Raw genomic sequence first — 23,823 nt, 5'->3', positions numbered from 1 at the left:
CTGATCCGGGCAACCTCTTGCGGTGCGACTACGTGGGGGTGGGCAGCATGCGACAGCACGACGCGGAGCAGGGGAAGCGGTGCGGGGCGGCCGACGCGAAGGACCTGACTCCGTGCGAAGGGCCTCTCATGGCGGTCACGGTCCTGACCGCCGACGGCAAGGAGATGACCGGCTGCGTGGCGCACAGCGCGCGACAACTCGCCAGCCTGCCGCAGGCGAGGCTGCACCCGCTGTGCTGCCTGTCGCCGTGGGCCGTGGGGGTCTACGCGCGGGCGGCGACGCTGCCGCCGTCCGCGTGGGAAGTGGGGTGCTGACCCGGGCGGCACCCCTGGACGCCCGGCACGGCTGAGACGGCGGTCACCGGCACGGCGTCACCCGGACGCCTCCTGCACGGCGGCCGCCACCTGCTCGCGGAACCAACGGTGCCCCGGATCGGCCGAGTTGCGGGGGTGCCAGGCCATCCCGAGATCGACGGGTGCCAGATCGAGGGGGATGGGGAACGTCCGCAGTCCCAGGGCGCCGGTCGCGTCGGGGAGCCAGTCGGCCATGGTGAGGGCGACGAGGTCGGTGTCCCGGGCGAGGATCATGGCGCTGGTGTGGCTGGGGACGACGACGGCGATACGGCGCCGCAGCCCGCGTTCCGCGAGGGCGTGGTCGATGGGGCCGAGACGTTTGCCTTGCCGGGAGATGCCGATATGGTCGGCGGCGGCGAAGCGCCGGGCGTCGATCCGCTTCTCGAAGAGCGGGTGCCCGCTGCGGGCGACCCCCACCAGTGGCCGCTGGACGATGCTCCGGGTGCGGGTCTCCGGGTCCATGGGCCCCAGCACGCCGAACTCGACATCCACCGCGCCCTGCCGCAGCGCGGGGCCGCCCTCCAGTGCCTCGGGCAGGAACACCACGTCCACCTGCGGCGCCTCCCCGCGGATTCGCTCGGTCAGGGGACCGGCGAGTCCCGCCAGGAGCAGGTCGGTGGCCTGCACGGTGAAGGTGCGCTGAAGATGGACGGGCTCGAACCCGGCCCCCGGCCGCAGCACGTTGTCGCAGCCGCGCAGCAACACGCCGACCTCGTCCCGGAGTTCGACGGCTCGGGGCGTGGGGACCAGGCCCTGCCCCGCGCGGACCAAGAGCGGATCGCCGACGGTGCGACGGAGCCGGGCCAGGGTGCGGCTGGTCGCCGCGGGTGAGGTGCCGAGGCGCTCGGCGGCGCGGGTCACGCTGTTCTCCTGGAGCAGGGCGTCCAGGACGCGGAGCAGATTGAGATCCATGAATGGCTCCTGAGCTGCATCTTTACGCCTGAGTCAATAATTGAGTGCACATTCTTGCATGGCTCGGCAGCCCGCCTCTGCGGAGAGTGGAGACGGGCCCACGAGAGCGGGAGCCAACCAGCTGCAGAGTGCGAGGAGTTCACCATGTGCGCGACACGAGAGTCCCCACGGGCCGGTCGAGAGGGCGATGTGCTGGCCGTGGTCAGCCAGAGCGGGCCTTCGGTCTCGTTCTTCGACGCCGCGTCCGACCGGCACCTCGGCTCGGTCGAGACCCTGGCGGAGCCGCACGAGCTGTGCTTCGACCCGACGCAGCGCCTGCTGTGGTGCACGACGACGTACCACTCGGGCTTCTACCACGCGAACACCGGCCGCCGGACCGAGCTCACCGTCATCGACCCCGGCACCCGCAGCGTCGTCGAGGTCGTCGACCTCGCCCCGGAACACGCTCCGCACGGCCTCGTGCTGGACGCGGAACGCGGTCGGCTGTACGTCACCGTGGAGGGCTCGGACGACCGCCCCGGCGGCGTCGTCGTCATCGACACACGGACCCGCCGCCCCCTCGGCAGGATCGACACCGACGCACCCGGATCGCACTGGCTGGCCATCGACGCGGCCGGAACGACGGCGTACGTCGCCAACAAGGAGGCACCGCACGTCTCGGTCCTCGACCTCGAACGGCACACCCTCACCGGGAAGGTCGAGGTACCGGGCAGCGAGGGCATCGCCGTCGCGGCCGACGGCACGCACGCCTACGTCGCCGCCCCGTACCGCGGCTCCTTCGCCACCGAGGACGCGACACTCCCCGGCATCACCGTCATTGACACCCGCACGGCGAGCGCCGTCGACACCCTCCTCATGGAACACGCCGCCATGCCCCTCCACCTCACCTCGACGGGGAAGCTGCTCGCGGGCGAGGTGCGCGCGGAGCACGACCGGGCGACCGGAACCAGCCGCATGACACCCGGCCGCCTCACCGTGTTCGCCACCGACACCCACCAGCGGCTCGGCGAGGTCGAAGTGGGGGTCGTCCCGCTGACCATCACGTCGTCGCCCGACGGTCGTCTCGCCTACGTCGCCTGCTTCGCCTCGTCCACGGTCGAGATCGTCGACCTGGAGACGCTGCGGACGCTGACCAGCCTGCGGCACGCGTCGTTCGGCGAGTCCGGCGCGCACGGCTTGGCCTACATCCCGCGCCCGACCTGACCCGCAGCCCGCGTACGACCTGACTCTCCTCTCCCGTATGGCCTGACCCGAATCCCGGACACAGCCTGACCTGGATCCCGGACGCGACCGGACACACATTCACCCACGCACCAGAGAGACCCCACCATGATCGTCATCACCGCCCCCACCAGCACCATCGGCCGTCAGCTCGTCGACGACCTGCTCGACCGCGGGGCGCCGCTGCGCCTCGTCACCCGCGACGCCTCGCGGCTCGCCCCCGAGATGCGTGATCGCGTCGAGGTCGTCGAGGGCTCGCACGGCGACGCCGCCGTCATCGACCGGGCGTGCACCGGCGCGGACGCGGTCTTCTGGCTCGCGCCGGACGACGGCGGCGCGCCGAGCGCCGAGACCGTCTACGTCGACTTCACCCGCCCCGCCTGCGAGGCGTTCGTCCGGCACGGGGTGCGGCGGGTGGTGGCCATCACCGCGCTCGGCCGCGGCACGACGCTCGCGGACGGCGCCGGGCTCGTCACGTCCTCGCTGGCGATGTGCGACCTGATCGCCGCGTCGGGCGTCGCGTTCCGCGCCGTGGCCTGCCCGTCGTTCATGCACAACCTGCTGCGCCACGTCGGCGCCATCAACGAGCAGGGCGCGTTCTTCATGACGATCGACCCGGACCTGAAGGCCCCCGTCGTCGCCACCCGCGACATCGCCGCCACCGCCGCATGCCTGCTCCTCGACGACACCTGGGCGGGCTCCGGCCAGGTCGCCTGCCTCGGCCCCGAGGACCTGTCGCCCACCGGGATGGCGCGGATCATCTCCGAGGTGCTCGGCAGGGAGATCCACTACCGCCAGATCCCCGGCCCGGCCCTCAAGGCGCGCATGACCGGCTTCGGCATGAGCGACTCGATGGCGCAAGGAATGGTGGACATGTTCGAGGCCAAGAACCGAGGCCTCGACAACGCCGAGCCGCGCACCGCCGAATCGACGACCCCGACCACGTTCCGGCAGTGGTGCGAGGAGGTGCTCAAGCCTGCCACGACGAACTGAGCGACGTGGCGGGGGAAGGGCGTGCGGCCAGGTGCACGGCCCGGCGGGTGAGCCTCCTTTGCGTAGCGGTGGGCCTGCTCGGCCGCGCTACGACCCTTCCCTCTCCCAGCCGGGACGCCACCAGCTGTACAGGGGGCGTTCCTCCCGGCTGCTGGTGCGGAACGGCTTGCCCTGGTCGTCGACGCGCAGCACGCCGTGCCGCTTGCCGCTGGACCACTCCAGTTCCAAGTACCACCGCACGTCGTGCCTCTTGACGTCGGCCAGGATGTGGAAGACCTCGGGGTCGTTCTCGCTGACCTTGTACGGGAAGTCGCGCTGGCCCGCCTCGGGCGTGGTGCGCGGTGCCGCGGAGTCGAGGTCGACGGCGAAGGACTTGGTGGCCACCTTGCCGCCGCAGCCGGTCCCCATCTGGAAATTGTTCCAGGCCAGCGGCTCGCCGCTGCTCTGCACGCGGACGTTCATGTCCTGCAGGACGACGGTTTCCTCGCCCACGCCCTGCACGGTGACCTCGATGTACTGGCTGCCGGACGTGACGGCACCGAGGTCGCCCACCCAGCCGGGCGCGTCCTGCTCGGCGGGCGGCTCCGGCACCTCGTCCGGCTTCCGGTTCACCAGGAAGGTGTGCGTGCAGTCGTCTTCGTACGCGTACGGCTTGGTGCGCGCTGTCAGCGGCACGCCGGTGTCCTCGCCCTGCCCGGCACCGGACGCGGGTCCCTTGCCGCCGTCGCGGGGAGTGCCGGGCGCCGGGTTCCCGTTCTTGGACGGCGGACCGGACGAGCCACCCTTCTCGTCCTTGCTCTCGCTGCCGGACGTGTCCTTGCCGCTCTTCTTGCCGGACTGGTCGGACAGCGAGGCGCTCGGGTCCGACGAGGCGGTGGGTCCGGCGCTCCGCTTGTGGTTGTCGCCGTCGCCGCTGCCGTTCATGGAGAGGGCGACGGAGCCGATCCCGAGGACCGCGGTGACGGCGGCCGCGAGGATGAGGGTCCGTCGCTTGCGCGAGAGGGACAACGGAGAGGAGGCGGTCACGGGGCCCGGGACGCACAGTGTCTCGGGCCCCGGCCGGTGCTTCGCCTCCAGCTGGTGCTCCGTCTCGAGCTGGGGCTTCGGTTGGGGCTTGGGCTGGGGTTTTGGTTGGGGCTTCGGCTCGGGCCGGGGCTTCGACGGGGGCTTCGGCTCGGGCTCGGGCTTCGGCTCGGGCGCCGGGGCGCCGCCAGCGGGAGCCTCCGTCTTCCGCCCTCGATCCGCGTCCGCCAGGATCCACCGCCGGTGGACCTCCACCAACTCCTTCGGCGTCGCCTCGCAGAGCCGGGCGAACCGTTCCACCGGCGCGAAATCGGTGGGCACCGCATCCCCGTTGCAGTACCGGTGCACCGTGGACGTGCTCATGTGAAGCCGCTTGGCCAGCACTCCATAGCTGAGCCCGGACCGCTCCTTGAGCTCCCGAAGCAGCTCCGCGAGCGACGCCATCTCCACCTGCCTCATTCCGGTCATGTGTGCCAGGGCGGCGCCGTTCCCCGGCTGGAGCCGATACGAACGTTCCAGCGTCCCCCAGTCCCCCGCACGCCCGCCCGCCGACGCGAACCACCGCATATGCACCGGTCGTACAAGCACGCCACTTCCGGCACGCGTCACGAAGGGATCAACCCTGTTCCCGGGCCGAGACGCTGAAACGCTCCACGGCGGTTCCGGTTGGTTTCGATTGGTTCGAGGGGTGGCGCCCATGAGGTGTGGGGCGAGTGAGGGGGCGGGAGCGTCAGTTCAGGGCTTCCGTGGCTCGTCGGCGCCGCTCGTCCTCGGTGTGACAGGGGTGTGCATGCGGGCTCGACGGCGCAGATCAGCCCCCGCGCCTACCCGCCCGTCGCACGGGTGCCCTCGATGAGGTCGCGGAGCTGGGACCGGGCGGTGATGCCCAGCTTGGGGAAGCTGCGGTAGAGGTGCGAGCCGACCGTGCGCGGGGAGAGGAACAGCTTCTCGCCGATCTCGCGGTTGGTCAGGCCGCGGGCGGCGAGGGCGACGATCTGCCGCTGCTGCGGGGAGAGTTCGGCGAGCGCGTCGGGGGCCGGGTCCGTGACGTCGAGGCCGGCGGCGCGCGCTTCGGCCCGGGTGCGCTCGATCCACGGGTGCGCGCCCAGGCGGCGGAAGATCTCCAGGGCCTCGGCGAGCGGCGCCCGCGCCTCCGCGACGCGCCGTCGGCGCCGCAGCCATTCGGCGAGGTCGAGCAGGGTCTGGGCGCGTTCGAAGGGCCAGTGCTCCAGTACGAGGTCCGCGAGGGCCGCCCGGAAGTGCAGCTCGGCGCCCCCGGGGGCCTCGGCGCCCCCGGGGTCTCGGCGTCCTTGGGGGCCGCAAGGAGGCCGCGGGCCCGGCTGATCAGCGCGCGCAGGCGAGGGGAGGCGTTGTCCCCGAGCGCGCGTGCGGAACGCTCGACGATCAGGACCGCCTCCTCGCGGCGGTCGCAGCGCACCGCGGCAGCGGCCAGGTCCGCGACGGCCGGGTAGGAGGCGTGGCAGTGCACGGGCGCACCAACGTCCGTGAACACCCTGCGGAGTTGGTCGTACGCGGCCTCGTACGCGCCTTCCGCGGCCGCCACGGCGCCGAGCGCACGGCGGGCGTAGACGTGGACCGAGCGGCTTTCCAGCGGGTCGATCAGGGTGAGCGCCTCGTCGACCCGGGTGCGGGCCGCCGTCACGTCACCCTGGAAGGCGAGGACGGTGGCGTCCACCGCGGCCGCGCAGGCCACGGCGTGGTCGAGGCCGGTCGCCCGGCCGAGCGCGGTGGTGCGGGCGCAGGCCTCCCGGGCTTGTTCCCACCGTCCGCGTTCCACAGAGGCCCAGGCGACCGCGCCGCCCAGACCCTCCGGCAGCGCGCCTTGCGTCTCCCAGCGGTCGAAGGCCTCGTCGAAAGCCCGGACGGCCCCGGGGGTCTCGTCCAGGAGCCAGGCCATGATCCCGACGGTGGTGAGCAGCTCCGGCCGGGTCCGCGCCTCGGCGGTCAACCGGGGGAGCAGGGCGACGAGTTCGCCCCGGTCGGCGAAGGGGTCAGTGACGGCTCGCACCCAGGTGCGCACGCCTGTGGGTGCGGCGTCCTCGGGGAGGCGCCGCAGGATGCTCTGGATGCGGTGCCGCTGGGTGTCCTGCCCGGAGTAGAAGCGGACCACGGCGGCGCCGGACAGGAGGTCAAGGGCGGCGGAGGGCCGCGTGGGGATCAACTGCTCGGCCGCGTCGGCCAGTCGGGAGAACACCGCGGTGTGCCGTACGGTCAGGACCGCGAGGCGTCCGGCCTGCACGGCGGCGGCGGTCAGCAGCGACGGGTCATCCGTGCGCGGGCGTGCCGCCGCGGTCAGTTCCTCGACCCAGGCGATGTCCCCGGTGAACACGGCCTCCGCAGCGGCCTCGACGAGGAGCCGGGCACTGTCCTCGCGTCGCGGTGCGAGGTCCGCGGCGCGCCGCAGGGCCCTGGCCGCCGCGCATGCCGCGCACTCCGAGTCCGGCACGTTCACGTACGAGTTCGGCTGGCGCTCCCGCGCGCTGGACGGGCAGCTCGGCGCCGCCCACGCGGTCGAGCTGCCCTTCGTCTTCGACCTCGTACACCTGCCTGAACTGCACGGCCCCACCACCCTGCTCGGCCCCGAGACGCCACCTGCGGATCTCGCCGCCCGCATGCACGCGACCTGGGTCCGCTTCGCGAGGACGGGCAACCCGGGCTGGGGCCCGTACGACAACCCACGCAGGTCGACGATGCGCATCGACACCGAGTGGACGCGGTCCGAAGCAGGCGGGATCACAGAGTCAGCGCGTCCGAGGGCTGATCCCCGGGGGCCGGGTCGAGGTCACAGCAATCGGTCGACCAGCCCGTCGACGTAATCAGGGGTGAGCGGGTCCATGCCGAACAGGACACGGATGTACATCGGGGCCAGGACGTGGTCCAGCACGTCCAACGCGTCGGGTGCGTGCTCGCCGCGTTCGCGGGCGCGATCGAGCATGGACTGCAGTTGCCGGGTGCGTTCGTCGCGTAGGTCGTCACGTGCCTGCAAACCCTGCTGGCCGTTGCTCGACAGGGCGACGGCCAGGCGCACCAGCAACAGGCCGTCGGGGCCGGTGATCTCGCGGGCCACGGCGGCCGCGTACGTGCGCAGGTCACCGGCGAGACTCCCGGTGTCGGGCATCGGCGACTGCGCGTTGAGGCGGGTGAGTGCCGTGTCGGTGAGCAGGGTTGCCAGGTTGCCCCACCGGCGGTAGATGCTGCTGTCGGCCACGCCCGCGCGGGCTGCGACCTCGCCGACGGTGAAGTTGCCGTAGCCGCGCTCACTGATCAGGTCGGTGACGGCCTGGTGCACGTCCGCGCCGACGCGGGCGCTGCGCCCGCCGGGCCGCCGGGCTCGCTGTCGCTCGTTCATGCCCCCACCTTAACGCAGTTGTCACTTGCGTTTGTGGGGTCCTCTCCCTACAGTCTCCTAACGCAGTCGCTGACTGCTTTAGGACGCCCCGAGGCTGACCACGTCGGCCGCGGAGAGGCGCAATTGACGAGGGAGAGGAATCCCCATGGGGGCATCGCCTGCGGCCGTAGGCAGTCGACCGAACCGGGCCGTGCTGCTCACGGTGACCTGCCTCGGCCAATTCATGGTCCTGCTCGACAACACGATCGTCGGAGCGGCGCTGCCCGATATGCAGCACCGGTTGCACACTCAGCTGACCGGTCTGCAATGGATCGTCGACGCGTACGTACTGCTGGTCGCCATGCTGCTGCTGTCCGGAGGCATCTTCGCCGACCGGTTCGGCCGCAAGCGGGTGTACCTGACCGGCGTGGTGGTGTTCACCGCCGCGTCGGTGCTGTGCAGCCTCGCGCCCTCGGTCGGCTGGCTGGTCGCCGGCCGGGTGCTGCAGGGCATCGGGGCCGCGGCGCTGAGCCCTGCCTCGCTGGCCCTGCTCGTCGCCGCCCATCCCGTGCCGCAGGAACGAGTCAAGGCGATCGGGCTCTGGGCCGGACTCAGCGGAATCGGTCTTGCCGCGGGCCCCGTGGCGGGCGGCGCGCTGACGGATGCGTTCGGCTGGCCCGCCATCTTCCTGGTCAATCTGCCCATTGGCGTGGTCCTGCTGGTGGTCGGTCTGCGCAGCCTTGAGGAGACCCGCAATCCGAGCGCCCCCGCGATCGACGTCCCGGGGACGGTGCTGTCCGTTCTGGGGGTGGGGGCGCTGACCTACGGGCTGATCGAGGGTGGTGCCCGCGGCTGGACGTCGCCGGTGATCCTGGGCGGCTTCACCGCCGGGGCGATCCTCCTCGGGGCCTTCTTCGCCGTCGAAGCGCGTCGTTCCGCTCCGATGCTGCCGCTGGGACTGTTCCGGCAGCGGCTGTTCACCGTGTCCAACACCGCCATGGTCGTGGTGGGGTTCGCGCTCATGGGTTCGTCGTTCTTCTTCTCCCAGTTCTTCGTGTACGTCCAGGGCAGCTCGATCCTGCGCGCCGGCCTGCAGACCCTGCCGGTATCCCTCGCCATGGTGGTCGTCAGCCCGTACGCGGGCCGGCTCGCCGCCCGGTACGGCTTCCGCGTCGTGGTGACCACCGGCCTGGCCCTGGCCGGCCTGGGACTGCTTGCGCTCGGCATGGTGCACGCCGACACCGGCTACGGGAACGTGTGGTGGCGGCTGGGAGTCGTCGGCATCGGCTTCGCCCTGACCATGTCCCCCCTGACGGGAGCCGCCATCCAGGCGGTCAGCCCGCAGGAAGGCGGCCTCGCGTCGGGCGTCAGCAGTACCACCCGGCAGATCGGCGCGGTGCTCGGCGTGGCGGTACTCGGAGCCATCGTCCGCACCCGGCAGTCCGGCGGTGCCTCCTTCGAGACCGGCCTCAACAGCGCCTTCGTCGCGGCTGGCGCCATCACCTTGGCCACCGCCGTGTTCACCGGCCTGTGGCTGGCGAGGTCCAAGCCCGCCCCAGGCTCCGCGGTGCCGCGCGGCGTCACCGGTCCAGCTGCGGTCACCACCTCCAACGAGGCATCCGCGAACAGCCGTTGACGGCGACACCGGGCTTGGCCGGGCGGCGTCCCGCCGGGGACGCCGCCCGGCCCGTACGACCGCTCGTCCTGCAACGCCAGGGACGCTCGGACCATCCGTGGCGGCCGCTCAGGCGGTGCAGTGCTTCTGTGCGTCCAGGCGCACCTTGCGGCCGGTGAATTCCTCCAGGACGGCGATGTTCACCGGGGCGTAGTTCGTCGCGGTGATCTTGTCGGCGTCCTTGCTGCCCAGCTTGCCGGTGTAGGGCGCGGACTTCTCCAACCAGTAGGCCGTGCGCAGGAACTGGGTGAGGACCAGGTCGCGCAGCTTGGGCTCGGCCTTGATGCGGGCCCAGTAGTCGGGGTGCTTGTCCTTGGCGACGCGCAGGTACAGCAGCAGGTACCGCAGGTTGGTGGCGGCGATGTCCCGGGCGTTGCTGGCGCCGACTCCCTTGATGAACTCCTGGAGCACCGTCACGGCCGGCAGTCCGGTCAGCCCGGCGTTCTGCTCGGCCAGCACTCCCTGGAGGCGGTACGCCCCCTGCGTCGTGTCCCGCAGGTAGATGTCGTCCATGGAGGAGCTGAGCTTGTCCTTGATCAGCGGCAGGATCTCCTTGCGGGGGAAGCCGCCGTGCACGGGCACCGTCAAGGCCTGCTGACTGCCGTTGATCCACGACGCGATGTGGACGTCCCACCGCGTCCGGGACGGGTCGAGGTCCCACATGTGGGTCTCCTCGTGGATCGCCACCATCATCGACTCGGCGAACCCGTCGAAGCTCCGCTTGTCCACGAACTGGTCCCAGTACTTGTCGTTGACCTGGGCGATCGCCAGCGCCTCCCCACTGGGCCAGCGCCGCTTGTAGACGGCCTGGAGGGTCCGCATCCAGTTCGAGGAGGTAAAGGCGGCCTTGAGGTCGCTCACGTCGGCGTTGGGCTGCGACGGTTCGTCGTAGCAGTAGGGATCGGGGAGGCGGCTCCGTCCGGTGTCCCCGGAGGGGCCGGCCGACGGGGGGCCGGAGGCGACTGCGGTGCCCGACCCCAGGGCCAGGACAAGACATGCCGTCAGCAGACGGGCGGAGAACCTACGGCTCACGAGGACCTCATCTCGAAGCGATCGCGTGGGGGGCACGACAAGCGCCGGGAGCGGCACCGCCTGTCGCTCGCCAAGCAAGGTAGGGCTCCGCACGCCCCACGCCTACTGTCATGTACCCATAACATTCGCGTGAGGGTGCCTGGTTGCGGCGGCGGGGCGCGGCCCGGCGTGGCGAGGCGCGGCCCGGCGCGGCCGCGGGAGCCGGTCGGCGAGGTCGGCGAGCGGGGCGGCCCGCGTTGCGGCAGCCGCAACAGGGCGCTGACCAGGGGCTGATGGCGCGGGCCCGCCTGCACGGCGGTCATGCCCGATGGCGGTCCGGCGTCGTTTGAAGGACGGTTTGCCCAGGTAGGATCCAGGCCGGCGCACGTCGTGGGGACGACGTGCCGAGCGCCCGGCGGAAGACGGAGCCGGTTCCGCCGTACGGCACACGTGCCTGAAGGCGTCAATGGGGTGGGGCGGAAGATGGTCACCGGGGACACCGGGATGCGGTTCGTGCTGCTCGGCCGGGTGCGCACCCCGCTCGGCGACGAGCCCGGGAGCTGGGACGGGTTCGAACCGGCACGGGTCCTCTTGACGGGTGCGGCCTGCCCTCCTCGCGTGCCGAAGGCCCGCTCTCCTCGCGTGCCGAACCCGGCACGCGAGAACCGGCGTCACGGGCGATCTCCCCTCCCATGACCTCTGGCCTCTGACCTCTCGCCACAAGCCCCTCAAGCCCAATGGTCCGCACGTCATGTGGAGACACTCCATGCCCCCCACTGCCTCGCCCGGCCATTCCTCCGCCGGCGAATCCGGGCGAACCGCCGCCCACCGCTTCAGCGTTCTCGGTCCCCTTCGCGTGTACGACGGGTCGGCCGCGGTGCCCGTCGGCGCACCCCAACTGCAGGCGGTGCTGGCGGTCCTGCTGCTACGGGCGCGTACCCCCGTGTCGGCCTGGGAACTGATCGCGGCGGTCTGGGGCGACGCCGCCCCGCCCGGCGCGATGGGGTCGTTGCGCACCCACGCCTTCACCCTGCGTCGGCTCCTTGAGCCCGACCGGGCACCCCGCGCCGCCGCGCGCACACTGCTGACGACGGGCGACGGCTACACTCTGCGCGTCGCCCCGGAGGACGTCGACCTGAGCGCCTTCGAGCTCCGTACGGCCGAGGCGCGGCGGGCCCGGGCCGTCGGCCGGATCGAACGGGCACGGTCACTGTTCGTCTCCGCGCTGGACCTGTGGCGCGGCAGGCCCCTCGCCGGTGTGCCCGGACCGTATGCCGAGGCCCAGCGCACCCATCTTGAGGAGCTGCGCCTGTCGGCGGTCGAGGCTCGCTGGGAGGCCGAGATCGCACTGGGTGGAAACGGCTCCGCGATCGGTCCGCTGCGCGTGCTGGCCGCCGAACACCCGTGGCGCGAACGGGTCCACGAGCTGCTGATGACAGCGCTGCACCACGCCGGACGGCAGGCCGACGCACTCGACGTCCACGCGCAGGTCCGCCGTGCGCTCGCCGACGAGCTGGGCATCCGCCCGGGGCCCGGCCTGGACCGGCTCCAGCAGCGGATCCTCACCGACGGGCCCAGGTGGCAGACGGGCGACGCGGCCGGGCTCCGGGCTCCGGACAGGTCCTGCGGACCGACTCAACTGCCCCAGGACGTCGCTGACTTCACAGGCCGGAACGACGAGGCCGACCGACTGTGCGCCGCGCTGGACCAGAGCCGGATCGTCGCCCTGAGCGCCATCAGCGGGATGGGCGGCATCGGCAAGACCGCCCTGGCCGTCCACGTGGCCCGGCGGATGCGCCACCGCTTCCCGGACGGACAGCTCTACGCGGACCTGCGGGGAACCGACCCCCGGCCCGCGGAGCCCATGGAGGTGCTCGGCCGCTTCCTGCGCGTCCTCGGCGTCCGCGCCGGTCACGTCCCGAGGCTGCCCGAGGAGCGGGCCGCCCTCTACCGCTCCCTGCTCGCCACCCGGCAGGTCCTCGTCGTCCTTGACAACGCCCGCGACCCGGCCCAGGTGCGCGACCTGCTGCCCGGCGCGCCCGGCAGCGCGGTGCTGCTCACCAGCCGTTCCCGGCTCGTCGGCCTGACCGGGGCCACCCTGGTGGACCTGCGGCCCATGGCGCGGCCAGAGGCCTTGGAACTGCTGACCCGGATCGTCGGCGAAGAGAGCGTGTCCGCCGAGCCGGAGGCCGCCGCCGAGGTGCTCGACACCTGCGGCCACCTGCCGCTCGCCATCCGCATCGTGGCCTCCCGCCTGGTCGCGCGGCCGGACCACACGCTGGCGCGGACCGCCGCGCTGCTCGCGGACGAGCGGCGCCGCCTCGGCGCGTTGAGGGCGCAGGACACCGCCGTGGAGACGACCTTCCGGCTCGGCATGGAACTGCTGGACGCCGAGCACGTCCGCGCCTTCCGGCTGCTTGCCCTGCCCGAGATGCCCGAACTGGGTGTACCCGTCGCCGCGGCGCTCCTCGCCCGACCGGAGCGGGAGGCGGAGGAGTTGTGCGAGTCGCTGGTCGACCTGAGCCTGCTGGAGTCGGTCGCCCCCGGCCGCTACCGCTACCACGACCTGCTCCGGCTCTTCGCCCGCCAGACCGCGTACGCCGAAGTGCCGCCCCACGAGCGAACCGCCGCACTCACCCGCCTGCTCGAGTTCAGCCTGGCCACCGCCCTCGGCGCCCACCGGGCATCGCTGCCCGACGACGTGTTCCCCGGGCACGTGGCCGCGCTGCGCTGCGAGGGCCTGGACTTCACCGGCCCGCAGGAGGCGGTCGCCTGGCTGCTCGCCGAGCAGACGTCGCTCCTGGGGCTCGTCGAACAGGCGGTGGGCGACGCCTCCCTGTCGCTGACCGTCTGTGCGGACCTGCTGCTCGCCGCGGACCCGCTCGGCCGCCTCGGCGCGCAGCCCTACGGCATCGAACGCGCCGCCCGGACCCTGGCCGAGGCCGCGCGCGCCGCCGGTCACCGCACCGCGGAAGCACGCGCCCTCTACATGCTGGGCAGCTCCGTGCAGCACCGCTTCGCCATGCGGCTCGGCGCGCCCTCCCTGGACCGCGCCATCGAGCTGTGCCGGGAGGCCGGGGACCGGACGCTGCTCGCCCACGTCCTGATAACCCGGGGCGGAGGCGCCCTTGCCCTGCGCGACTTCACCGCCGCGCACACCATGCTGGCCGAGGCGCTGACCCATGGCAGGGCCCTGGCCAGCCGCGGCATCGAGGCGTACGCGCTCGGCTTCCTCGGCCTGGCCCTGCTGGCCACCGGCCGGCCCGAGGAGGCGCTCGCGCACTGCCGCGAGGCCGTCGCCGTCACCACGGCGAACGGGGACGTCGCGGGTCGGGCCAACGCGCTGCACAACCTCGCCCAGGTCTGCCTGCGGACCGGGCGGACAGCCGAGTCCCTCGACAGCCTGCACGAGAGCCTGCGCCTGTGGCGTGAGACCGGCTCCCGCTTCCGTGAAGGTCTCCTGCTCGGCGCGATCGCCGAGGCCCACAACCTCTCGGGACGGCCTGTGGAGGCCGCCGAACACGCCACGCGGGCACGGGACATCGCCGAGGCGCGCGGCGACGCGGGCATCCTCGCCCGCGCCCTCGCCCAGCTCGGCCACGCCCACCGGGCCCAGGGCGACACCGACCGGGCCCAGGAGCACTACCGCCGTGCGCACGGCGTCTTCCGCGAGCTCGGCCTGCCCGACGCGGACGACATCGCGCGGCACCTCAGGGAGCTCTGAGACGCGACCATCGATGACAAAGACCGAGCCCCCCGCCTCGGGGAACCAGGACATGATCAACTCGTGGCCACCCCAGAGACCGGCGCCGAAAGCCGGTTCGCCCGGTCCGGATCTTGGTCCGCTGTGCGCGGCGGACGTGCCGCCTCGGCCTCGCTCACGCCGAGCAGGACGGGAGACGGCCCCGCGCAGGATCACCTGCCACGGGTGAGGGCGCCCGGCCGGATTCTGCTCCAAGGTGTCGTGGTCGGAGGCGGTGAGTTCGCGCATGGGTGCACTCGGGGTGGAAGAGCCGGACGGCCTGTCGGAGCAGGCGTTACGGACGGTGCTCGGTCTCCTGGACCTGACCGGGTCCGGTCTGCGGCGCCTGCTCGGCCCTCCCGAGCCCACGGACGTCGACGTCGACGACACGGCACCGGGGCGGCAGCCCGGACTTCGCCGCCTGGTGCCCTGCGCGGCCGTGGCGCTCGGGGTCGCCGCCCAGCGACGCTCCGCGCGGGCGGTCAGCGGCGTCGGTTCCCGGTTGGGCGCGGCCATCGCGTCAGCCGCGCGGCCGGTGGTGACGCATGAGCCGTTCGTCTCGTCGTGGCGACTCCTGGTGCGGTGGGGAGAACAAGGGGCGGCGGAGCGGGCGCGCAACCGGGACCTGGCCGCGGGGTTCGTCCGGGCGGTCGCCCAGGAGGTGGCGTCCGGCGTACTGGCCCAGGTCGATCTGGACGGAGCGGCCGACCGCATCGACCTCGATCGCGCGGTGCGCAGGCTCGACCTCGACCTGGCCGCGGACCGTCTCGACGTCGACCGGGTCGCGAGCCGCCTTGACGTCGACCGTGTCGCGGCGCGGATCGATGTCGACCGCGTCGCCGCACGCGTCGATGTCGACGCGGTGGTGGCGCGGGCGGACCTCGACGCGGTGATCGCGCGTCTGGACCTCGCCGATCTGGTCCGGCGCGTGCTCGACGAGATCGACTTCGCCCGTCTCGTCCGGGAGTCCAGCGGCACCATGGCGGTCGAGACGGTGGACGCCTTCCGGGACCGGGGAGTGACCGCGGACCGGATCCTGAGCCGGATCGCCGACCGGGTCCTGTCGCGGTCCACCGCGCGGAACACGGCGGGACCGCCACACCGGCCGGAGGAGCGGTGAGCCGGGCGCCCGCGGCCCAGGGGCAGCGAGCGGGGATCGTGTCCCGGACGGCGGCCGGCGCGCTCGACCTCGGGTTCGTCGGCGCGCTCTGCGGCGCGGCTCTGCTCCTGTACGGCCTGGGCGACTATCTGCTGACCGGCGTGCCGTTCGAGCTTCCGCGTCTTCCTGGTCCCGGCGGCGCCGCGGCCGGTTCTCTGGTCGCCGCCGGATACCTCGCCGGAGGCTGGGCCGTGGCGGGCCGTACGCCGGGGATGCAGTTCGCCGGCCTGCGCGTGGTCGCTGCCTCCGGGCGTCCGCTGCCGGCGGGGCGGGCCGCCCTGCGTGCCGTGCTGTGCGTGCTCTTCCCCTGCGGGCTCCTCTGGGTGCTCGTCAGCCGCCGGAACGCTTCGCTCCAGGACCTGCTGGTGCGCACCGCGGTGCTCTACGACTGGGGTACGAGGTGACGGAGCCCGGGCCGGACGGGGACCGGCGGGCCGATGCGACGGAGCCCGAGCCGGACGGGGACCGCCGGGCCGGTGCGACGGGGCCGCATGCCCGCCTGCGGTCCGTGGTGGGGGAGTTGAGGGACGCGGTGGCGAAGCCGTCCGGCGGGGCGCGTCGGGTGGCGGCGCAGCTGGCGCGCGTCAACGTCCTCGACACGGCGACCCGGCTGGCCGCGCAGGTCTTTCTCGCCGCGCTGCCGGTGCTCTTCGTCATGGTCTCCTTCGGGCCGCCGGTCGTGCGCGAGCAACTGCTCTCCTCGCTGCGCTCGTTCCTCGGTCTTACGGGCGTCTCGGCCGACCAGGCGCGGGAGTTCACCACCGGCCGGACGCCGCCCCGTGAGTCGTGGGGGGTGTTCAGCATCCTCATGACGCTGCTGTCGGCCACCGCCGTCAGCCGCACCCTGCAGCGGCTGTGCGAGCGCGCCTGGCACCTGCCGCCCACGAGCCGCAGGCTGGCCGCGTGGCGGTGGCTCATCTGGCTGTTCGGGTGGCTCGCCTCGCTGGTGTTCCACGGTGCCTGCCGGGACGGCTTCGGGGCGGGTCCGCTGGTCGGATTCCCGCTCGCGCTCGCCACCACCGTCCTGATGTGGTGGTGGACTCAACACCTCCTGCTGGGCGGACGAGTGCCGTGGGGGCCGTTGCTGCCCGGAGCCCTGCTCACCGGATGCGGCATCGCCGTCTGCGATGCCACGTCCCGGCTCTACCTGCCGCGTGCCCTGAACGAGAGCATCCACCGATACGGCCCCGTCGGTTCGGTGTTCACGCTGCTCTCCTGGCTCATCGCCCTCTTCGTCGTCATCACCGTGGGCATCGCCCTGGGGTACCTCCTGGCCCAACAGCCCCCGTTCAACAGGTGGTTGAGTCCACGTCAGGACGGATCCGCGCGGACCCGCCCGGCACGCACCGCCTTGCCGAGGGCGCGGAAGTCGTCCTCGTTCTGGTCCGCGTACGCCTCGGCGAAGTCCGCGACGGCACGGTCGAAGCTGTCGCCGCGACCGAGGTAGGCGGCGAGGGCGATGCGGTCCCCCGAGCGGGCGTGGGCCCGCGCCAGGGTGGCGCCGCAGACCTGCCCGAAGAGACCCATGCCCCGCGGGCGCATCGTGTCGGGCAGGGCGATGCCCTTCCAGTCGTGCAACTGGCGTACGTAGAAGTCACGTTCACGGCCGTCGATGCCTTCGACCCGCTCCCAGCCGAGCATCATGTCACTCGTGGCCTGCATCAGCCGCTGGCCCGAGACGACCCGCTCGCCCTGGTTCTCGTACCGGCTCGGACCCACGTACTCGGCGAGGGCCGAGGGCTGGGCCTCCTTGGCCTGGAGAAGAAGGGGATCCTGCGCGTCGCGGCCGAGCATGAGGATGATCCAGCATCGGGTACCCACGCTGCCGACGCCTACGACCTTGCGGGCCATGTCCACCAGGCGGAACTGTTCGAGCAGGGCCCTTCGGTCGGACGGCAGGCTCTGGGCGTACCGCTCGATCAGCCCCCTGATCTGCTCCTCCAGCTGATCGCGCGCCATACCGGGGAGGAGGTCGTCGACCGGGACGATCAGCGGGGGGTCGGGCGTGATCCTGCGCTCGCCCTTGACCATGTGCGTGAGCTTCTCGAACGCGTGCAGATGATCGCGGGTGCGCGCCTTGGCGAGGGCCAGTGCCGCCCTCTTGCGCATCACGGATTCGCCCCTGTCGCCAAGCAGCCGGAAGAGGTCGTCCGCGTCGACCTTCGTGTACCAGACATCGAGATGGCGCATCGCCGCGAGGCGGCGCATCCACTCGCGGTACGTCCGCACCGCCCCGCGTACCACGGCGGACCGCTGCGCGTCGGCGAAGCCGTTGTTCCGCCCGGCGATGACCAGGCTCGCCGCGAGCCGCTTGACGTCCCACTCCCAGGGCCCGGGGAGCGTCTCGTCGAAGTCGTTGATGTCGAACATCAGATGGCGCTCCGGGGAAGCGAGCAGCCGGAAGTTGAGCAGATGGGCGTCTCCGCACAGCTGTACCTTGATGCCGGTGCTCGGCGTGCCCGCCAGATCGCCGGCCATGAGCGCGGCGGCGCCCCGGTAGAACCGGAACGGGGACTCAAGCATCCGTGCGTACCGCACGGGCACCAGGTCCGGCAGCCGCGACGCCGACTGCTCCTCCAGCACGGCCACGGGATCCGCGCGGTCCGGCCGCGGTGCGAATCCCGCCTGGGCGGAGCGCGGCACGGGGCCACGGGCCGCCTTGCCACGGGCGGCCCGCTCCTGCGGAGTGAGCTGCGCGGTACGGCTCCCGGTCATGGCGAGGCCTCTTCTCTCGGCACACCCGCTCTTCGGGCTGGTGTCGCCGACTCTCGCTCCGGCGCCCTCGGGGGACATCACCCGGCGAGGGTGAGGCGACGCGGAGCCGGGCGCACCACGGTGCATCTCACCGACTGCCAAGGAGGCGCACGATGGACTATCCGCTGCTGAACCTGTTCCTCACCATGCTCTGGTTCTTCCTGTGGACGGCGTGGCTGATCCTGGTGTTCAGGATGATCTCCGACATCTTCCGCAGCCACGACCTCAGCGGCTGGGCGAAGACCGGCTGGCTGCTCTGTGTCCTCGTCCTGCCCTTCATCGGCGTATTCGTGTACCTCATCGTGCGGGGCCGGACGATGGGCGAACGGGACATGCGCGAGGTGGAGGCGCGTGACGCCGCGTTCCGCGCGCACGTACGGGAAGCGTCCCGCGGATCGGCGAACGGCGGGGCGGGAGAGCTGGCGCAGCTCGCCGAGCTCCGGCGGACCGGCGAGCTGACCGATCAGGAGTACCAGCGGGCGAAGACCAAGTTCCTCGCCTCCTGAGTACGGTTCCCCGGCAGCCGTCAGGTCCGAACGGACGGCTTCCTGCCGTACACCGCGAGGGCCCAGATCACGATCACGTCCAAGGTGATGATGACGATGGACCAGACCGGGTAGTACGGGATGAAGAAGAAGCTCTCGATGGCGCTGGCCCCGGCGAGGATCATGCCGATGGCGCGCCCCCAGACCCGCGCCGTGAAGACGCCGAAGGCGGCGGCCGCGACGATGAGGCCGGAGAGCAGGTGGATCCATCCCCACGCCGATGTGTCGAACTCGTACGTGTAGTTGCGCGTGACCACGTAGAAGTCGTCGTCGATGAGCGCGACGAGACCCACGAGCGCGTGGTACGAGCCGGCCAGCAGCATCAGGCTGCCGGCGAGCACCGAGAATCCGACGGCTGCCGGATTCTGCTCCGACAGAGTTCGCTGAGTCATCAGTGGCTCCTCCCTTGAGGTGAGGGGGAGCATCCCGCGTGGCACCCCGGGCGCACTCACCCACGCGGGGTGATGTCCGGTCCCCGGGCCCGGACGAGGATGCGGTGCGTACCACCCGCTCCGGACGGAGGTGACGCCATGGCCGCGGCGGCCGACGGCTTCGAGATCCGGATCAAGGGGCGGGTGGGCGCGTCGCTACGGGAGGCGTTCAGCGAGCTGGCGATCTCGGTGCACCCCGCGGAGACCGTGCTGCGCGGCTCCCCGCTCGACCAGGCCGCGCTGTACGGGATCCTGGACCGGATCCAGTCGCTCGGGCTCGAACTCGTCGAGGTGCGCAGGCTTCCCGGTCGCGGCGGACCGGTCCTCGACGGCGGAACAGAGGGTTCCTAGGCGCTGGCGGGCCGGGCGGAGGGACCCGAGGATATGGGCATGCCGGTATTCCCCTCGAGGGGTGAGGACATGCCTACGACATGCCAACAACCTGTGCGTCACTCAGAGTTGAGTCGGGCACAGATCGGTTCCGTGCGCGTCGCCGCGCTGCGCGGGGAGCTCAGCGCGCTCGGCTGTGACCACCCCGCCGTGGAGTCGGCCGTCTCCCTGTCCGTGTCCTGGGTCGCCGATGTGCTCGCGGACATCGCGTACGCGCTGCACGACCGGACGCTCGCCGACGCGTTGACGGGGGAGGCGTTCGCGCTGTTGGCATTGGTGCGACCGGTCCGGCCACCTGCGCAGAAGCGGGTGGTGCGACAGCCGGGGCCGCCTGCCGGAGGGGTGGGGGCGCAGGAGCCCGCCCCCCGGCTCACCGAGCGCGAGGCGGTCGTACTGGAACGGCTTCAGGGTGAGCAGTCGCTGCGGGAGATCGCCGCCGACCTGTTCGTCTCGGTGAACACCGTGAAGAGTCATGTGCGGTCCATCTACCGGAAGTTCGGTGTCACCTCCCGCGGTGAGGCGGTCAGCAGGGCCCGCGGACTCCAGGCCCTGTGACGCCCTGCCCGCACCGCCTGTGCGGGCGCGCCGCTCACAGCAGACGCATCTCGCGTGCCCGCCGTACGGCGGCCGTCCGCCGGGTCACGGCCAACTTGCGGTAGACGCTCTTGAGATGGGTCTTGACCGTGTTGACCGACAGATACAGCTCGGCGGCGATTTCCTCGGTGGTCATCATCTCTGCGAGGTGGACGAGTACGTCGAGTTCACGCCCGCTGAGGGTGCCGAGGACCTGGGGCGCCTCGGTGTCTGCCCGCGTCCGGTCGCCGGCCGTGCGGAAGCCGCCCGCGGGGCGTGGTCGCGTGAGGTGCGCCTCCCGCTCCGCGGCATCGAGCCGCTGGGCGAGCCAGGGGACCGGCGCGGGCTCGCGGCTGCTCGCCAAGGTGCGCAGCGCGCGGTCGCGGCGCCCTTCGGCGATGCTCGTCAGGCTCAGGACCAGCGCGCGAACCGCCCGGACGAACGGGTCGGGCGAGGACTGGAGCGCGGTCTCGGCCCTGCTCAGCTCGCACTCCGCGGCATCGAGCCGGTCGTCGGCCAGATCCACCCACCCCTTGGCCACGAGCACCGCGGCTCCGGAGCGGTCCGGGCGGGACCGGGCCGCCAGTGTGGGATGTTCGGCCTTCGCCGCGAACTCGGCGGCCGCACGGAACCGGCCCCGGAGCGCCTGGAGCAGCGCGAGGTCCTCCAGGCAGTCCCGGCGCAGGCCGGTGTTGCCGACCGCGGTCGCCGCGGAGAGGCCCGCCAGGAGCGTGGTCTCGGCCGCCTTCAGGCGCCCGCCGCGCAACTCGTCGCCGCCGCGGGTCGACAGGACGAGCGCCTTCAACTCGGGGCGCGCGGCGAGCATTTCGGGTGAGACCTCGCCGAAACAGACCTGCACCGCGTTGGCCGCCTTCACGGCGGCGGGCACGTCGCTGGTGCGCGTGCGCTGGATCGTGATCACGGCGTGCGTCAGGCGGATCGTCGCGCTGTGCTCGCCGTCCGCGTCCGACAGCTGCGCGAGGGCCCGTTCGGCGTGGCCGAGCGCCTCCTCGCAGGCGGCGGTGTCGCCGTGGGACAGGGCGGCCGCCGCGCGGAGCAGCGCCGGCTCCGGTTCGTGGCGGGCCGCGGAGCGGGTCACCACACGGTGCGGCATGTGCCGGAACAGTTCGGCGGTGTGGCGGTCGTCGGTCAGCCCCAGAGCCTGACCGATCGCCAGCTGATGGACGATCAACCGGCTGGCAAACAGCCAGTCCCCGGCCTCGGCCGCACTGCGCACGGCCTCCGTGAGCAGGCCCTGCTCGCTGAACCAGGTGGCGGCCTTCCGCTGCAGTTCGCCCGCGAGGCCGGGCGTCTCGTGGCGCAGGCGCAGCCGCAGAAAGGTGACGAGCATCTGGTGGCAGCGGTACCAGCCGTGCCCCAACGGCCGGAAGAAGGCGTTCCGTTCGACCATGGAGGAGAACAGACGGCCCGTGGCGCGGCCGACGAGCGCCGTGGCCAGCTCGGCGTTGACGCGTTCGGGAACGCTCGTCGCCAGCATGAGACGCCGCATGTCGGCCGACTGGGTGTCGAGGACCTCTTCGAGGAGATAGCTCGCCACGGCCTGGTCGTCGCCCGTGAACTGCCGCACGAAGCCCTCGGGGTCGCGGTGCCCGGCCATCGACATGGCCGCGAGGCGCAGCCCGGCCGCCCATCCCTCGGTGCGCTCCCGGAGGGCACACACCGACGGTCTCGACAGTGAGACGCCGTGCTGGCCGAGGAGTGCGGCGGTCTCCCGGTCGTCGAAGGCCAGGTCGTCCATGCGTATCTCGGCGAGTTCACCGACCAGCCGGGAGCGATGCAGGGGGAGGGGCGGGTCCCGGCGGCTCACGGCGACCAGGCGCAGCGCGGCCCCGGCCTGCTTGAGCAGATAGGCCACGCCTTCGGCGACGACGGATCCGGCCGCGGGGTGGAAGTCATCGAGCACCAGGACGACTGGCGTGCTCCTCGTGCCGAGACCGGCCGCCAGACGCGCGAGGAACACGTAGTCGAGGGCGTCACCGCGCACCGGCGCCGCACCGGCCGCGGTGACGTCGACGCCGGCATGGCGCAGTGCCTCAAGGACGCAGGGCCAGAAGACGCCCGGCAGTTCGTCGCCGCTGTCGCAGGAGATCCAGGCCAGGGGTCCCGGCACCCTCCCCGTGTGCGCCCAGAGCAGTACGAGGGCCGACTTGCCGGAACCTGCGGGCCCGGTCACGACCGTCAGCGGGCCGAGCGCCCCTCGGTAGAGGCGCTCTGTCTGCCGTGGCCTGGGAATTGCCCAGGTCGGCAGCGGAGGTACGCCGATCTTGGAGTGGAGCGTCGGGAATCGCCCCGGCAGGGGTGACGAGGGAACCCCTTCCGACCGCTCGGCCATCGTGGCACCGCCTCTACTGCTCAGGCTGTCGTGCGAAGGACCAGTGTGCGACCGGAGGGGGTGGGACGGCATCGTCCGCGTCCGCCATCTCACCCGGGTGAGGATGGTCTCACCCGGGTGAGAGTGGGGCGACGATCCAGGAACAACGGCCCCTCAGAGGCCGTGCAGCGCCGCGATGAGCTCCTCCTCGCGCTCCTTGGTCAAGGACGTCCGGATCACGATGGGGCCGAACGGACGCAGTGCTTGGCGGACCCGGTCGGGCGTGGACTTGCGTACGAGCGCGAACACCGCGGCCCGGTCGGGCTCCAGCGTCGCGGCGACCTCCTTGATGAAGGCGTCGTCGATGCCCACATCCCTGAGCCGTCCGGCCGCCGCGCCGGCCGCGGCGCCGACGGCCGCACCGAACACCGGCATCAGGAACAGCATGCCGAACAGCGTCCCCCACACGGCGCCGGTCACCGCTCCGGCCCCGGTGGTGCTGTGCGTCTGCTGGACGTGGACCTTCCCGTCCGGAGTCCGCCAGGCGAGCGCGGCGTCCTCGAGGTCGAGCAGTTCCTGACGCGACAGGTCCGCTCCGAGGCGGAGCACCGCTTCGGCCTTTTCCTTGTCGGAGAAGCCGAGGACGACGAGCTCGGTCATCACAGCCTCCCCAGACGCCTGCGGGCATGGCGTTGCGACGTCTCCTCGGCGGCGGCCGCATCCAGCGCCCGCACCGCCTCGGCGACCTCGGCGGCCACCGGACCGAAGGTCTCCGGGGTGAGGAACCCTTCCGCGATGGGCACGCCTCCGGCCTCGCGGATCACACGCCGCAGGGTCCTCGCCCACACGTGCTCGAGCAGGACGAACCCCGCGGAGGCCCCGGGGTCGAGTGCGGACGCCATCTCCCTGATGTCGTCCTGGGAGAGGCCGAACGGATAGCCCTCGTCGGTCATTTCCTCCAGCGCTTCCACTTCCCGCAGGGTCCGGGTCTCCAGGCCGAGCAGGGACGCGACCGTGGTGCCCATGCCTTCGGCCTGGTAGTCGCGGCTCACGAGCGTGCCGTCCTTCTGCTTCTGGACGAACAACAGGTCGATGACACGGATGAAGCCGAAGCGTTCCAAGCTCTCCAGCTCTTCGATGATCTTCCCCGCGAACTTGGCGTCGGGGCCGAACTCGACGGCCAGCATCTGAACCGGTCCGATCGTGACCATGGTGTGTCTCCCTCCGGTCGGTACCGCCCTTCATCCAGTCGCACCGCGCGTGCCCGCGCGTCACCCGCAAGGGGTGATGGACGGGCGGCCCGAAGGCCCGAAGGTGACCGCACCGCCGACGGCGCGCAGCCGCTCGGCGCCGCGTCAGA

19 protein-coding genes and 3 pseudogenes are annotated in these 23,823 nt (G+C 72.2%); 12 read left to right on the top strand and 10 right to left on the bottom strand.

The features are described from left to right. Nucleotides 1-47: 47 nt before the first annotated feature. Nucleotides 48-314: a hypothetical protein gene (locus IE274_RS30570; protein ID WP_190119171.1), complete on the top strand. Its 267-nt coding sequence runs from the start codon at nucleotides 48-50 to the stop codon at nucleotides 312-314. A gap of 57 nt (nucleotides 315-371) precedes the next feature. Here IE274_RS30570 and IE274_RS30565 read toward each other — a convergent pair whose 3' ends face one another. After that, nucleotides 372-1,265: a LysR family transcriptional regulator gene (locus tag IE274_RS30565; protein ID WP_190119170.1), complete on the bottom strand. Its 894-nt coding sequence runs from the start codon at nucleotides 1,263-1,265 to the stop codon at nucleotides 372-374. 144 nt (nucleotides 1,266-1,409) lie between these two features. Between IE274_RS30565 and IE274_RS30560 the strand changes: the two genes are divergently transcribed. Further along, nucleotides 1,410-2,468, top strand: coding sequence for a YncE family protein (locus IE274_RS30560; protein ID WP_190119169.1), 1,059 nt, complete (start codon nucleotides 1,410-1,412; stop codon nucleotides 2,466-2,468). A 126-nt stretch (nucleotides 2,469-2,594) separates the two neighbouring features. After that, the gene (locus IE274_RS30555; RefSeq protein ID WP_190119168.1) at nucleotides 2,595-3,479 is read left to right on the top strand and encodes an NAD(P)H-binding protein; all 885 of its coding nucleotides are present in this window, start codon (nucleotides 2,595-2,597) and stop codon (nucleotides 3,477-3,479) included. 87 nt (nucleotides 3,480-3,566) lie between these two features. On the opposite strand, the gene IE274_RS30550 is transcribed toward IE274_RS30555, so the two are convergent. Together IE274_RS30550 and IE274_RS30545 are read right to left on the bottom strand one after the other, a co-directional pair. Continuing rightward, nucleotides 3,567-4,970 carry a helix-turn-helix domain-containing protein gene (locus IE274_RS30550; RefSeq protein WP_229909912.1) on the bottom strand — a complete coding sequence of 468 codons (1,404 nt, stop codon included), beginning with the start codon at nucleotides 4,968-4,970 and terminating at the stop codon, nucleotides 3,567-3,569. A gap of 356 nt (nucleotides 4,971-5,326) precedes the next feature. After that, nucleotides 5,327-6,942: pseudogene (locus IE274_RS30545) on the bottom strand (helix-turn-helix transcriptional regulator); the annotation flags it as partial. Between IE274_RS30545 and IE274_RS30540 the strand changes: the two are divergent. Further along, nucleotides 6,917-7,240 (top strand): annotated as a pseudogene (locus tag IE274_RS30540) (carboxylesterase family protein); the annotation flags it as partial. The pseudogenes IE274_RS30545 and IE274_RS30540 sit on opposite strands and share 26 nt — an antisense overlap. Nucleotides 7,241-7,305: 65 nt before the next feature. Here the strand turns inward: IE274_RS30540 and IE274_RS30535 are convergent. Then, nucleotides 7,306-7,872, bottom strand: a complete 567-nt coding sequence (locus tag IE274_RS30535; protein ID WP_190119166.1) for a TetR/AcrR family transcriptional regulator — start codon at nucleotides 7,870-7,872, stop codon at nucleotides 7,306-7,308. A gap of 145 nt (nucleotides 7,873-8,017) precedes the next feature. Between IE274_RS30535 and IE274_RS30530 the strand changes: the two genes are divergently transcribed. After that, nucleotides 8,018-9,487, top strand: coding sequence for an MFS transporter (locus IE274_RS30530; protein WP_190119165.1), 1,470 nt, complete (start codon nucleotides 8,018-8,020; stop codon nucleotides 9,485-9,487). A 108-nt stretch (nucleotides 9,488-9,595) separates the two neighbouring features. Here IE274_RS30530 and IE274_RS30525 read toward each other — a convergent pair whose 3' ends face one another. Beyond that, nucleotides 9,596-10,558, bottom strand: a complete 963-nt coding sequence (locus IE274_RS30525) for a hypothetical protein (protein ID WP_198897856.1) — start codon at nucleotides 10,556-10,558, stop codon at nucleotides 9,596-9,598. Nucleotides 10,559-11,393: 835 nt separating this feature from the next. On the opposite strand from IE274_RS30525, the gene IE274_RS30520 reads away from it, so the two are divergent. From IE274_RS30520 to IE274_RS30505, 4 genes and pseudogenes are all read left to right on the top strand, one after another. After that, the gene (locus IE274_RS30520) at nucleotides 11,394-14,261 is read left to right on the top strand and encodes an AfsR/SARP family transcriptional regulator (protein WP_190119164.1); all 2,868 of its coding nucleotides are present in this window, start codon (nucleotides 11,394-11,396) and stop codon (nucleotides 14,259-14,261) included. 265 nt (nucleotides 14,262-14,526) lie between these two features. Beyond that, nucleotides 14,527-15,399 carry a hypothetical protein gene (locus IE274_RS30515; protein WP_190119163.1) on the top strand — a complete coding sequence of 291 codons (873 nt, stop codon included), beginning with the start codon at nucleotides 14,527-14,529 and terminating at the stop codon, nucleotides 15,397-15,399. Next, nucleotides 15,396-15,842 carry an RDD family protein gene (locus IE274_RS30510; RefSeq protein WP_190119162.1) on the top strand — a complete coding sequence of 149 codons (447 nt, stop codon included), beginning with the start codon at nucleotides 15,396-15,398 and terminating at the stop codon, nucleotides 15,840-15,842. Before IE274_RS30515 ends, IE274_RS30510 begins: the two co-directional genes overlap by 4 nt. After that, nucleotides 15,731-16,705 (top strand): annotated as a pseudogene (locus IE274_RS30505) (YhjD/YihY/BrkB family envelope integrity protein); the annotation flags it as partial. The gene IE274_RS30510 and the pseudogene IE274_RS30505, both read left to right, overlap by 112 nt. 44 nt (nucleotides 16,706-16,749) lie before the next feature. Here the strand turns inward: IE274_RS30505 and IE274_RS30500 are convergent. Then, nucleotides 16,750-18,153 carry a DUF2252 domain-containing protein gene (locus IE274_RS30500; RefSeq protein ID WP_190119161.1) on the bottom strand — a complete coding sequence of 468 codons (1,404 nt, stop codon included), beginning with the start codon at nucleotides 18,151-18,153 and terminating at the stop codon, nucleotides 16,750-16,752. Nucleotides 18,154-18,305: 152 nt separating this feature from the next. Between IE274_RS30500 and IE274_RS30495 the strand changes: the two genes are divergently transcribed. Further along, complete coding sequence (locus IE274_RS30495; protein ID WP_190119160.1) at nucleotides 18,306-18,698, top strand: SHOCT domain-containing protein; 393 nt, start codon at nucleotides 18,306-18,308, stop codon at nucleotides 18,696-18,698. Between the two features lie 20 nt (nucleotides 18,699-18,718). On the opposite strand, the gene IE274_RS30490 is transcribed toward IE274_RS30495, so the two are convergent. After that, nucleotides 18,719-19,129 carry a DUF7144 family membrane protein gene (locus tag IE274_RS30490; RefSeq protein ID WP_190119159.1) on the bottom strand — a complete coding sequence of 137 codons (411 nt, stop codon included), beginning with the start codon at nucleotides 19,127-19,129 and terminating at the stop codon, nucleotides 18,719-18,721. Between the two features lie 138 nt (nucleotides 19,130-19,267). Here IE274_RS30490 and IE274_RS30485 point away from each other — a divergent pair, with 138 nt between their 5' ends. Both IE274_RS30485 and IE274_RS30480 read left to right on the top strand, forming a co-directional pair. Further along, complete coding sequence (locus IE274_RS30485) at nucleotides 19,268-19,519, top strand: DUF8691 family protein (RefSeq protein ID WP_190119158.1); 252 nt, start codon at nucleotides 19,268-19,270, stop codon at nucleotides 19,517-19,519. A gap of 132 nt (nucleotides 19,520-19,651) precedes the next feature. Next, complete coding sequence (locus IE274_RS30480) at nucleotides 19,652-20,113, top strand: helix-turn-helix transcriptional regulator (protein WP_229909911.1); 462 nt, start codon at nucleotides 19,652-19,654, stop codon at nucleotides 20,111-20,113. 34 nt (nucleotides 20,114-20,147) lie between these two features. Here the strand turns inward: IE274_RS30480 and IE274_RS30475 are convergent, their stop codons facing one another. The 3 genes from IE274_RS30475 to IE274_RS30465 all read right to left on the bottom strand — a co-directional run bounded on the left by IE274_RS30475 (nucleotide 20,148) and on the right by IE274_RS30465 (nucleotide 23,674). Further along, nucleotides 20,148-22,325 (bottom strand): winged helix-turn-helix domain-containing protein, encoded by a 2,178-nt coding sequence (locus tag IE274_RS30475; protein ID WP_229909910.1) that lies wholly within the window; start codon nucleotides 22,323-22,325, stop codon nucleotides 20,148-20,150. Between the two features lie 312 nt (nucleotides 22,326-22,637). Then, on the bottom strand, nucleotides 22,638-23,123 hold the full coding sequence (locus tag IE274_RS30470; protein WP_190119155.1) for a DUF1269 domain-containing protein: 486 nt from the start codon (nucleotides 23,121-23,123) through the stop codon (nucleotides 22,638-22,640). Continuing rightward, nucleotides 23,123-23,674, bottom strand: a complete 552-nt coding sequence (locus IE274_RS30465) for a DUF1269 domain-containing protein (RefSeq protein WP_190119154.1) — start codon at nucleotides 23,672-23,674, stop codon at nucleotides 23,123-23,125. The genes IE274_RS30470 and IE274_RS30465 overlap by 1 nt, the downstream gene beginning before the upstream one ends. Nucleotides 23,675-23,823 lie beyond the last annotated feature (149 nt).

The organism is Streptomyces flavofungini, from assembly GCF_014650815.1.
Taxonomy (GTDB): Bacteria; Actinomycetota; Actinomycetes; order Streptomycetales; family Streptomycetaceae; genus Streptomyces; species Streptomyces flavofungini.
This window is presented reverse-complemented; position numbering and strand designations above follow the sequence as displayed.